Raw genomic sequence first — 11,617 nt, 5'->3', positions numbered from 1 at the left:
GGATGCTTACCTGTTAACTCGCCCACTGGTTAACCTGCCAACTCATCGGCTTAAAAGCTTAAAATATTTTTTTGTTTTTACAATGTCGCTCTAATTTTCGCTCCGTTCTAGCGAAAATATGGCTTTAAAAGTAGGTAAATAGCACAAATTTTGGCCTTTCGCACATCTTGTATTGTATGTTTTTGAGAATAAAACCTTCATTTTGCACCAAATAGCCTTTCTAGTTTGGTTGCCGTCTCGTTATTTTTCAGACCCAATTACTCGCTTTTATCCCCTAAAAACCCACTTTTTAACGACCATTTTGCCCTTTTCAGCCATGTGTTTCAAGGTTTAAAAAGGTTATGTTTATACCGTTGTAGTGAATTTTTATGCTTTTTACCTTGCATTCAACAGCATTTTACACTGCGTTTAGCACCTTTTTAACTTGCATTTAGCACCAAAATGCACTGCATTTAGCACCAAAACGCATTGCATTTAGCACCAAAACGCACTGCGTTTTGCACCATATTGCACTACATTTAGCACCAAATAGCCCAAAAATGAGTGCAAATGGCGGTTCTTTGAAATAAATATTCATTTTGTCGTATTCACGGACTAACCCATTTTTGCACCAAAACAAACCTGCGCGAGAATCGATTTTTTGCGGCTGGGTTGGCGGTTGGTGGACAAAAAGGGCACTCATAGTGTTAAATTTCTTACTGAAAAGATTACAACGGTGGGCGAGTTGACGGGTGGACAGGTTTGCAAGAAGACAAGGGGATAAGTTAACGAGTTAATCATTTTTTTCTCGTTTCTCTAAAAGTGCGTTTTGCTTCAATGTCTATTTGTCGGTTCATATAAGGAATGAGTAATAATTACTAGGCGTTAGAATGGCTGAATATTTCAATTAGTAATCACAACGGCATTAATAGGCGTTAATATGATATTCGTGTATGTTAAATAGGGATAAAGAAAGGTGGCGATGTTGCTGTATTTAAATATTTGCGCCTATATTTGCAGGCGGAAAGCTAAGACAAGACAAAAATAGTAATTTAAAAAATAAAGAAAGAAACAATGAAAAAGTATTCACAGTACCTCATTGGCGGATTATGCGTGCTTTCTATTGCATTCTCTGCCGGTTCATTTATGAAGGTAAATGCTGCTGCATCTCCAGCGATGCCGGCACAACCCGTAGACCTTACCTTTGCCGCTGAAAAAGCACTGCCCGCCGTTGTGCATATTCGGTATGTTCAGAACTCAAAGGTGCAAACCGTTGAAGTGCAGAGCGACCCTTTTAGCGACTTCTTTGATGACTTCTTTGGAAGTCCAGGAAGAGGCAATGGCGGAACACAAAAACGACAAGTGCAAACCCCGAAGCGTGAAGCAACTGGTTCGGGTGTTATCATATCGGCAGACGGCTATATCGTAACTAACAACCACGTGGTTGAAGGTGCCGACCAACTTACGGTAACCCTAAACGATAACAGGGAGTTTTCTGCTCGCATTATTGGCACGGACAAAAGCACAGACCTTGCGCTGATTAAGATAGACGGAAAGAACTTGCCCACCTTACCTATTGGAGATTCCGACAAGTTGAAAGTGGGCGAATGGGTGTTGGCCGTTGGAAACCCCTTTAACCTCAACTCAACAGTTACTGCCGGTATCGTTAGTGCCAAGGCTCGTACGTTGGGCGGCAATCCCATTGAGTCGTTTATCCAGACCGATGCTGCCATCAATCAGGGCAATTCGGGTGGCGCACTGGTAAACACCCAAGGCGAATTGGTAGGCATCAATGCCATGCTCTATTCGCAAACGGGTTCGTATAGCGGCTATGGATTTGCCATTCCCACAACCATCATGAATAAGGTGGTGGCCGACATCAAGCAATATGGTAGCGTGCAACGTGCTGTTATGGGCATTAAAGGTGGCGACGTCCGCGTTTATCTTGACATGGAAAAGGAGAAAGGCAAAGAACACGACCTTGGAACAAACGATGGTATATATGTTGATTCTGTTGAAGATGGTGGTGCTGGCTCGGCTGTTGGCTTAAAGTCTGGCGACGTTATCGTTGCTGCCGATGGAAGAAAGCTTACCAAGATGGCCGAACTTCAAGAATTGCTTTCGGGCAAAAAGCCTGGCGACAAGATTACCATTACTTACTTGCGTAATAAGAAGAAAACCACTGCTACGGCCACTTTGAAGAATGCTCAGGGCAACACGAAGGTGATGAAGAGCGCCGATCTAGACATTCTTGGCGGTAACTTCAAGGAAATTAACGACGAACAAAAGCGTCAACTCAATATAAGCTCGGGCTTGGAAGTTATAAGGGTGAACAATGGTGCACTTAAAGATGCTGGCGTTGCCAAAGGATTTATCATTCAGAAGGTGAACGAACAGATTATCAAGTCGACTGACGACTTGCAGAAAGCCGTTAAGGAGGCATCGACAAGCAAAGACCCTGTGCTTTACATACAAGGCATTTACCCAACAGGCAAGAAGGCCTATTTTGCTGTGGTGGTGGGCAACTAACAAATAAATGTTGCAACAGCTGTTGTGCAAACTGTGCCATTAGTCCTTTGTATATAGGGAAAGCTGATAAGCACATGCAGGCCAAACGGAGGTGTCTATGGACAATCTGTTGAACCCACATCGGGTGTAGGCCAATAGCTGAGCGTGACAAGAACAAAACCTTAAGGGCCACATCCACTCTGTGTAAAGAGTGTGATGTGGCCCTTTTCATGTGTATATGCAAGGGTGTTGGTTGAGAATAAAAAGGCAATAGCCTAACAATATAGACAGGTAAAAGAGGTGTTGGTTTACCTTTAAAAGGTCTTTCTCAAAGCTTTGTTGGCAGGTGCGGCCAGTTCTTTTAGCTTTTCTACAAGGTCTTCGCTAGGTTGCAGGCCAAGTTTCTTCCTCACATTTCCGCGCACAGTGCTGATGTTGGTCGTTGTCTTTCCCATAATTAACGCAATTTCGCCAAGCGTTTTCCCTTCAACCACAAGTCTGCTCACTTCCAATTCGGTATGTGTAAGGCTAGGAAAGCATTTACTTAATTCAAGTTGTTGGGCATCGTGCTTTTTCTTCAAAACCATCGCCGCATGGACAAGGTTGTGTTTCGATTGCTCGTTAAGTTGACTTAAAAGCATGTCGACGTGTTTGCTGTTGGGTTCTTTGGCACGGCATATTTGCAAATAGGCTATCAGTTCGCTTTGGCTCATGTTGAAAGCGGTGAGTATCGAGTTGTGCGTGTCTTGATAATCTTTGTTTTCTTGCTGTATTTTGTGGAGGCCTCGTCGGCTAATGACAGCCAGAGCACAAGTGAAAATGCAGAGTAATGCGAAGAGTAGCGCGATTTGCTGGTCGATGGCGTGTCCGTCGTACAGCGTTACGCAGAGCAATGTTGCGATGTTTAAAGCCGTTACTAGGAGTGGAGTCTGGGGTATGAAACCCAAAGCTAGGTAAAGTAAGATGGTGTAAGAACCTACTTGGTAATATATAACCATCGCTTCGTAGCCTGGAGGGGTCAGGAAGAGAAGAAATGCAATGCGCGTCATTTCAAGTAGTTGGGCTGTAATGGCAAATGTGGCGAAGGCAGAAACAAGCGACAGCGTACGGCGAAGGTATAGCGTAACCATCGCTACACATAACGCAAGGAGTGCGAAAGAAACCGTTTGCAAGAAGGGATGGTAGATGCCAATTGTACCCACAATATTCAGCAAGGTGAAGACAATGAGCTGAATGGCACCTGCAAAGAAGACGAAGAAACGCACTCGTTCTTCCTTGTCTTTTGTGTACAAGGCAACGAAATTTTCGAATTGGGCGGTTAAAGTAGTTGTTTTCATTTGTGATTAATGTTGTTGATTTTACGTATCTTTGTCGGCTTAGCATTGTGCCGAATGCAGTATAAGTTCTCAGAGTCGCGACAGTTTGTTGAAGGTCGCGTATTGTTGTTCGTCAGTTCAATGGTTAGTCTTTGGCGCTATCCTGTTAATTAGGAACCGTTTGCGTTCTTTTCAACTGCTTGTTCGTGGGATATGTTCAAACGCTTACCTTCGCAGGCAAATGCGAGGGGCGTAAACAGCTGTACTTTGTGGCAAAGATATGAAAATATTTTGGGATAGCCTAGCTGGCTCAATCAAAACTTTGCATTCTGATAACGAAAAACGCACTTCTTGCCTGCATGTTTCAAACAATTTGCGTTGGTTTGCGTATTATTTGTTTGTCTTTGCGCCATTTTGCGCCCTCAATTATTTCCTGAAATGAAGTATTAAGCCTACTTTTGCGCTTGAAACATTCTGACAAACAAAATCAGAAGGCGATAAAATGGCATGGATAACAAATTGAGAATGCCATTATTATTCTCCGTTTCAAAAAGGATAAGCACCGCTGTAAGGGTGTAGGTACTCAGAGATAACGAAACGAATAAACAGTGAGATGCTGACCTAATGATAGGACCAGAAGTGTTAACGACAACAGTGAAAACTTTGTTACCGAGGGTTTAAGCTCTATCAAACGATGCAGTTTATGAGTAGATGCAGCTTTCGCATTATCTGTTATTAACGGAAAAGAGGCCTTGCCTTAGATAGCAGCCATTCTTAATTAATTGCACATCTCCCAATAATAGGGAGTAGTATGTTGCGAAACAATTGAGTTGTGTATGTGTTTTAATAAAATGAACGTTTTCGTTAAGCCAAATGAACAACGTCGAGCTTGCTCGGACATTGTCATGGCGAGAAAACGCACTTTTCGAGGAACGAGAAAAGAAGTATATCTATCAACAATTATTAATTTAAAAAACGAGTGTTATGAGAAGAATGTTTTTACACGCAAAGGCATGTGGCAGACTGTTCGCCATGCTCTTGCTCAGTAGTATGTTTTGCGGAATATCAAGCAGGGCGCAAAACGTTATAGTGAGCGAAAACACAGGTAGTATGATTTGTTCGCAGACCACTTATTCTGGTGGAGCTACCGAAACCGGCTTTGCATCGGGCGGTTTTGCCACATGGAAACACCACCAACTGCCACTGACAATGACCGCATCTGACCTAAAAACGCTTTCGCCGAACGGACAATTGGCCGTACATGGCAACAACCTTTATAACACAGGAGCCGATACGGGCATACAAGTGTTTGGCGGACAGCGAGAAGATGGCTTTATTACCTTCGCTTTGCCACATGGATACAGATTTACAAGCTATAAGATTATTGTGCAAAACAACGTTGACGTGTTTGGAAACGGAAAAGCCAAGCTGCGCGTAACGCACGATCGCGCTTTCTATTTCGGTGAAACCAATTCGAGGTTTGATTTCATGTCGGCCTATTATAAGAACCTGAAAAAGGGTATGAGCAATGAAGAATTCACCATCGAACGCACCAGTATGGTGGAGAGCGACATGGGCAACATACTTTATTTTAAGATTGCCAATGGTGTTAGCAGCCACGTTTCGGGCAGATACGTGGGCGTTACATTAAAATATGTTGAGCTAACTTTCACTCCCGAAGCTCCATTTAAGGTTAACATTGCTCCGCAACAAGCTAGCGCGGAGGGGGTAAGTGTTGTTCAATGTCCATTCCCCACGGGGAAAGTGGACCTTGGACAAATCTCCCAAAACACCTATACGGGCGTAAAAAGACAAAGCTATGTTTACAGAAACGTGAAAGACTTGATGGCTCAGTCGCTGTTTTACGAAGGGGCTAGCGTTGACGAAACCTTGGATTTGAATAGCCGTACAGCAGGTTCTGCCGTTGGTAACAAAACAATCAAAGCGGTAACCATCGACCAAATGGGTTATTTCGAGATACAACCTGGGCAAACTTACTTTGCCGAAACGCCTGTTTGCACCAAAGACCAAAAAGGAAATGATGTGCCTTTACACTATCGTATCACTTCTGCAAAGGTGAATTATACAATAAGTGCAGAGCAAAAGTTCTACATTAAATATGTAGAAGGTGGAGACGTTTGGTACTTACAGAGAGATGCGACCTTTGGCACCACACAACAAAAATGGGAGATTGACGCTCAAGGACGCATCAATGTTGTTGGCACTTCAAACTACTTGGTAGTTGACCCAAACAATACCCTAACGATAGGCAATGGAACAGGTAGTCGGTTTAGCCTTGTCGGAGAAGGAATAGTATGTAACAACTTGTACATGTTTGGAACCAAACCAGGTAGTCCCGTTTACTTTGCAGAATACGACAATGTGGGAACTGCACAATGGGAACGTTCTAACGCATCGGGCACTTATACATTGAAAGTCTACGACAAAACGGGCAAGGCCGCCAAAGAAATTAACGTCACTCAGCCTGGAAACTTTGTAATGGACGACTTGAACAACGATGCTGTAAAGTTGGAAGTAGTAGGAGGGAACGGCCTTGTGAACCTCGAGCTGACAGTGGAGGCACTCGACCCCTACATCAATCACATGGAACTGATGTGCACCCACGGCGACATGAAGATTTCGCGCGAGTTCGTTTCTAACGATTTCAGCGTGGGCGGGGGTGTGTTCTACTTCTATATACCGCGCGATTGGCTCAACACTGCTTGCCATTTTACCTTCGAAAACTTGAAGAGCAAGTGTGCCGACAATACATATTACGATGGTTCCTCTAATGGCAATGCACGTTTCGGTTTTGTAAAGTCCGAATATTTCAACCTCTTTGGCGAGTCGAACAACAACATCTACCGTCATCCCGACTTTGCGGCCAACTACGATTATACGAAGAAAGTGTTTGTGGCCACGGCAGGAACAAAGGCGTTTAAGTTTAACAATGCCGATGAAGTGAGCAAGACTGGCACTGCAACTTCGTTGATTGAATATCCCTTTACGCTAGAAAAGTATGCCGCTGCGGGCGGTCAGTTCAACAATGTGGTGATGACCCCAACGGAAGAAAACAAGGATTACATGACCAACGCTTACGTCTTCACCACAGACGAGACGCGTTATAACATCGCTCCTACCACTGCTACCCAGCATCGCTATTACGCCTACTACGACATGGAGATACACCTCGTGGCCCGAACCTATACGCCGAGTGTTGCCTTCGAGAAACTATACGACAAGTCGTTCTATGGCGAAGCAGAAAGCGGAGAGTTCTATGGCGCTGTTGTTACATCCAAAGATAATGAAGGTAACTTAGGATATAGCTCCGTAGAAGCGGTGAAAGAGCAGTTGGAAACTGCTATTGCAGCTGGCGGGAGCAACGTACCCGCCGCAATGGACAAGCTGCTTTATGTAGACATGGGGAGCCAAATGCAAGGCGCTTACTCGTCTAACGGCAGCTCGTGGACCACATTGAAGAATGCACTGGCTAAGAATGCACTGGTATTCTTGCCCAAGAACACCACTCATGCTGCCGACAACTTTGCTTATGCAGAGGAAGGTGGAACCTATAAGGCCGCAAGAAACATCATTCTTACCGACAAACAACCTTTCTATTCTCCTTACAAGATACGCGTTGATGCTGCAAACTACGCTCTCTATACGCGCGAAGTAACTGGAGCCAACGGCCAAGCAAAGAAAGCAACGTTGATGTTGCCGTTCACTTTGGCCTTGACAGACGGCAAGCACGTGAACAAGGGAGACGGTTGCTCGTTTGAGGTATATGTGATGCAAGCAACCAATTGCCTTAATGTTAGTCCCGAACAGAAACCTGGTTACGACTATATGAAGTTCGATGGCGATGCTCATTTCGTTAAGGCTGAAGGAATGACAACCGAGGCCAACAAGCCCTACATGATATTGGTGAACGATGCTTATACGCCAAAAGACGGTCAATCGTTCGTGGCCATGCAGCATGGAGCAGACATTATGCCCACCATCGCCCACAAAAACAAGACTTACTTGATGGGCGAAAAGGCCACGGGAAGTGGAAACGGAACGAACTATGCCTTTGAAAATAGGGGTACCTATTGTGGAGATAAGGTTGAAAAGGTGTTCTATTTCGCCAACAACAAGTACTATTCATCATTGAACTTGCCTTCCGACCCGAAACTAGTGAAAGTAAGACCATTCCGTTCGTACTATTCTTTCAGCAGCACAAGCGGTGCTAAGATGGCCTCCTTCGATGTGGTGTTTGGTGAGAACGGCGAAACAACGGGCATCAACAACGTAAAAGCTAACGCCGACCTAGCAGTAACGGCCGCAAACGGAATGATTACATTCTTTGCAAAGAAGGCACAACGCGTTGAAGTGTTTGGTGTAAACGGCATGAGTGTGGCTAAGCTGAACTTGAAGGCCAACGAGACACGGTCTGTTCCTGTTGCCGCTGGTGTGTATGTTATTAATGGAGTAAAGGTATCTGTACAATAATGAAAGGGATGAGCTATGAAGACGAATTATATAAAACCAATATCCGAGATTGTTACCAATAAGTATGAACCGATACTGATGTTGCAGAACTCTGGTAACCAATCAGACGATGCCGATGCAAAGTCATTTGTATTCGACGAGGAGGAAGAAGATGAGGAAATTCTGCCTTGGGGCGTTGTCTATTAGCGTGAGAGGTAAATGAACTGCTGACTGACAATTTGCAAAGGCTAATTGTTGAACCATTATACTTTAAGAAGGCGGAGCGGCCATTATAGGCACGCTTCGCTTTCCGCTTTTATAGGTGAAAGGGTGAAAAGGTGAAAGGGTGAAAAGGTGAAAGGGTGAAAAGGTGAAAAGGTGAAAGGGTGAAAAGGTGAAAGGGTGAAAAGGTGAAAAGGTGAAAAGATGGCTGTGCCAGCCAACTTGTTAGCTAAACTACCTACCATGACAATTCGTTAACTCGCCTAATCATTGACCAAACTTCTCACCTTTACTCATCTACTTGTTTACCAGACTGCTCTTCTTGTCTGCTCGTTAACTGGTTGCCTCATCAACTGCTTAGCTTGCCGACACTTCAACTAATTCACCCACTTTTCAGTGCGAATAAGCATAATCGCCATCCACCTAAATCCAAATCTAGACTTAGGCTTTAAGGCAGATATTGCACGTTTGAAAGGTTGTTTTGATTATTGCTCAGCGCAACTGCCTGTGGCTTTTAACGCGTAAGCTTTCGTTGGATAACCTTTCCCAGCAGCGGTAGCTTTTGACTTCGTTTGTTGAAAACCCGGCGCATGTCGTTGAGTTCATTGAAAAGCGAGGCGGCAATAGATTGGAAGGCGTTGGGTTCTCGTAACGACTTGTCGGCATCGGGGTTTACAATCACATTAATACCTTTTTCTTTTAGAGACACAACAATGTCTTTGCCAGCCTCAACAGGGTCGCCGTCAAAATGTATTACACCCTCGTTCTTTCGGTGTATTTTTAGTTCTTTGCATCTGAAAGTCTTTATCTTCGAATTCTTGTCGAGGGTCTTGTTAAACATGTCGAGACTAATTTGCGGCGCGTCAAGCAAATCGAAAGGCTCCATGATGATAACGTCTAGCAATCCGTCGCTCATTGATGCCCTTGGCGCAATGTAGGCATTGTTGCCATATTGCGAGGCATTGGCACACGAAATAAGGAAGGCCTTGTAGCGATGTACGCCCGTTTCGTCTTCTATTTCATAGGTTTCTGGCTGATATTTCAACCCCTCACGCAGAATGTTTTCGGCGTATGTGATGGGGCCGCGCTTACCAGCTTGCGCAAACTTCTGGCTGACAAAGGCATCGAAACCCATGCCGCAGGTGCAAAAAAAGTAGTGTTCGTTAATTTTCCCATAGTCTAGCCTGTGTATTTCGCACGTGTTTATCAGCTGCAAACATTTCTTTACGTTCATGGGCAACATCAGATGGCGTGCCAATCCGTTGCCCGACCCGCAGGGAATGATGCCCAAGGCCGTGTCAGACTCCACAATGGCCCGCCCAACCTCGTTAACGGTACCATCGCCGCCAACGGCCACCGCCACGTCTACACCTTGCTCTTTGGCCTCGGTGGCAATGTGGCAAGCATGTCCGGCATACTCGGTGGTTCGTATTTCGTAGTCGAAAAGTTCCTTGTCGATGTATCTGTCAATAGCTTCGGGAATGCCTTTCTTACTTCCCGTCCCTGATATGGGGTTCATGATGAATACAATTTTCTTTTTCATTCCGTTTCGTTTTATGGTTTCCAGACGGGGTTTAACTTCGTTTAAAGGGCGTTAATCAAGCCTTATTGCAAAGATAATAAAAAACATTTGATAACAGCACGTAACAGACGAAAAACGCTTTAAAGGCCGATTTCTTTGAAAAGATAGGCGTTTTGCTGTATTTTTTCGTACCTTTGCACTCTGATAAACAAAAAATAGTTCTTTTACCTATTTAAAAATGGGACAATTACAAGAAAGATACAAGGCTTATCGTGAACCGCAAAAATATATTAAAGCGGGTGTCTATCCCTATTTTCGCGAGATAACCAGCAAACAGGGAACCGAAGTAGAGATGGATGGACATCATGTTTTGATGTTTGGTTCGAACGCCTATACCGGACTGACGGGAGACGAAAGGGTGGTGAAGGCCGCCAAAGACGCGCTAGACAAGTATGGCTCTGGCTGTGCCGGAAGTCGGTTTCTTAACGGAACGCTAGACTTACACGTACAATTGGAGAAAGAGTTGGCCACATTCGTACAGAAAGACGATACGTTATGTTTCTCTACGGGTTTCTCGGTTAACCAGGGTGTGCTGGCAATGGTGGTTGGAAGAGGCGACTATATTATTTGCGACGACCGCGACCATGCCAGCATTGTAGACGGAAGGCGCTTGTCGTTTGCCAAACAGCTGCACTACAAACACAACGACATGGAAGACTTGGAGAACATTCTCAAGTCGCTACCTCACGAGGCCGTTAAGCTGATTGTTGTGGATGGCGTGTTCTCTATGGAGGGCGACCTGGCCAAACTTCCTGAGATTGTGGCCTTGAAACATAAGTACAACTGCTCGGTTATGGTGGACGAGGCACACAGCCTTGGCGTTTTTGGCAAACATGGCCGTGGTGTTTGCGAGCATTTCGGCCTTACCGACGAGGTGGATCTTATCATGGGAACATTCTCAAAGAGCCTTGCATCCATCGGCGGCTTTATTGCATCGGATGCCGATACCATCAATTACCTTCGCCACACATGCCGTTCGTACATCTTCAGCGCATCCAACACGCCTGCTGCAACGGCAGCGGCACTTGAGGCATTGCACATCATTCAGCAAGAACCCGAACGCATTGAAAGGCTCTGGGAGGTTACCCGTTATGCGCTGCGCCGTTTTAGGGAGGAGGGTTTTGAAATTGGAGACACCGAAAGTCCCATTATCCCACTCTATGTTCACGATGTGGAGAAAACTTTCCTTGTAACAAAGCTGGCCTTCGAAGCGGGCGTTTTCATCAATCCCGTTATTCCGCCGGCATGTGCGCCGCAAGATACGCTTGTGCGTATGGCATTGATGGCAACGCATACGGAAGAGCAAGTGGAACGTGGCGTACAAATACTTAAAAAGATATTTGTAGACTTGGATATAATAAAAAGTTAAACAAATATTTGCAGTACCCAACAAATAGTAGTACCTTTGCAACCGCAAAACAACAATGGGTTTTGCGATTCGGGGTGTAGCGCAGCCCGGTAGCGCTCCTGGTTTGGGACCAGGCGGTCGCAGGCTCGAATCCTGTCGCCCCGACAAAAACGGCCAATCACGCAATGTGTG

The 11,617-nt window shown here is 45.0% G+C and carries 7 protein-coding genes and 1 tRNA gene; 5 read left to right on the top strand and 3 right to left on the bottom strand.

What is annotated here, in order from left to right; genetic code table 11:
* Positions 1 to 430 precede the first annotated feature (430 nt).
* Positions 431 to 682 (bottom strand): hypothetical protein, encoded by a 252-nt coding sequence (locus BN93_RS18685; protein WP_019188444.1) that lies wholly within the window; start codon positions 680 to 682, stop codon positions 431 to 433.
* Between the two features lie 371 nt (positions 683 to 1,053).
* Here BN93_RS18685 and BN93_RS11365 point away from each other — a divergent pair, with 371 nt between their 5' ends.
* Positions 1,054 to 2,508: a Do family serine endopeptidase gene (locus BN93_RS11365; protein ID WP_044260579.1), complete on the top strand. Its 1,455-nt coding sequence runs from the start codon at positions 1,054 to 1,056 to the stop codon at positions 2,506 to 2,508.
* 293 nt (positions 2,509 to 2,801) lie between these two features.
* Here BN93_RS11365 and BN93_RS11360 read toward each other — a convergent pair whose 3' ends face one another.
* Positions 2,802 to 3,824 carry a helix-turn-helix domain-containing protein gene (locus BN93_RS11360; protein WP_019188442.1) on the bottom strand — a complete coding sequence of 341 codons (1,023 nt, stop codon included), beginning with the start codon at positions 3,822 to 3,824 and terminating at the stop codon, positions 2,802 to 2,804.
* 963 nt (positions 3,825 to 4,787) lie between these two features.
* On the opposite strand from BN93_RS11360, the gene BN93_RS11355 reads away from it, so the two are divergent.
* Both BN93_RS11355 and BN93_RS18045 read left to right on the top strand, forming a co-directional pair.
* Positions 4,788 to 8,294, top strand: a complete 3,507-nt coding sequence (locus BN93_RS11355) for a hypothetical protein (RefSeq protein ID WP_044260576.1) — start codon at positions 4,788 to 4,790, stop codon at positions 8,292 to 8,294.
* A gap of 15 nt (positions 8,295 to 8,309) precedes the next feature.
* Positions 8,310 to 8,480, top strand: coding sequence for a hypothetical protein (locus tag BN93_RS18045; RefSeq protein WP_009229847.1), 171 nt, complete (start codon positions 8,310 to 8,312; stop codon positions 8,478 to 8,480).
* Between the two features lie 529 nt (positions 8,481 to 9,009).
* Here the strand turns inward: BN93_RS18045 and BN93_RS11350 are convergent.
* Positions 9,010 to 10,038, bottom strand: coding sequence for a diacylglycerol/lipid kinase family protein (locus BN93_RS11350; RefSeq protein ID WP_009229846.1), 1,029 nt, complete (start codon positions 10,036 to 10,038; stop codon positions 9,010 to 9,012).
* A gap of 217 nt (positions 10,039 to 10,255) precedes the next feature.
* On the opposite strand from BN93_RS11350, the gene spt reads away from it, so the two are divergent.
* Both spt and BN93_RS11340 read left to right on the top strand, forming a co-directional pair.
* Positions 10,256 to 11,446, top strand: a complete 1,191-nt coding sequence (gene spt / locus BN93_RS11345; RefSeq protein WP_009229845.1) for a serine palmitoyltransferase — start codon at positions 10,256 to 10,258, stop codon at positions 11,444 to 11,446.
* A gap of 70 nt (positions 11,447 to 11,516) precedes the next feature.
* Positions 11,517 to 11,590: transfer RNA gene (locus BN93_RS11340), tRNA-Pro, on the top strand.
* Positions 11,591 to 11,617 lie beyond the last annotated feature (27 nt).

Origin of the sequence: Prevotella conceptionensis 9403948 (assembly GCF_000312305.1) — a bacterium.
GTDB classification, from domain to species: Bacteria; Bacteroidota; Bacteroidia; order Bacteroidales; family Bacteroidaceae; genus Prevotella; species Prevotella conceptionensis.
The sequence above is the reverse complement of the archived record's forward strand: the minus strand, read 5'-3'. Positions and strand labels throughout refer to the sequence as shown.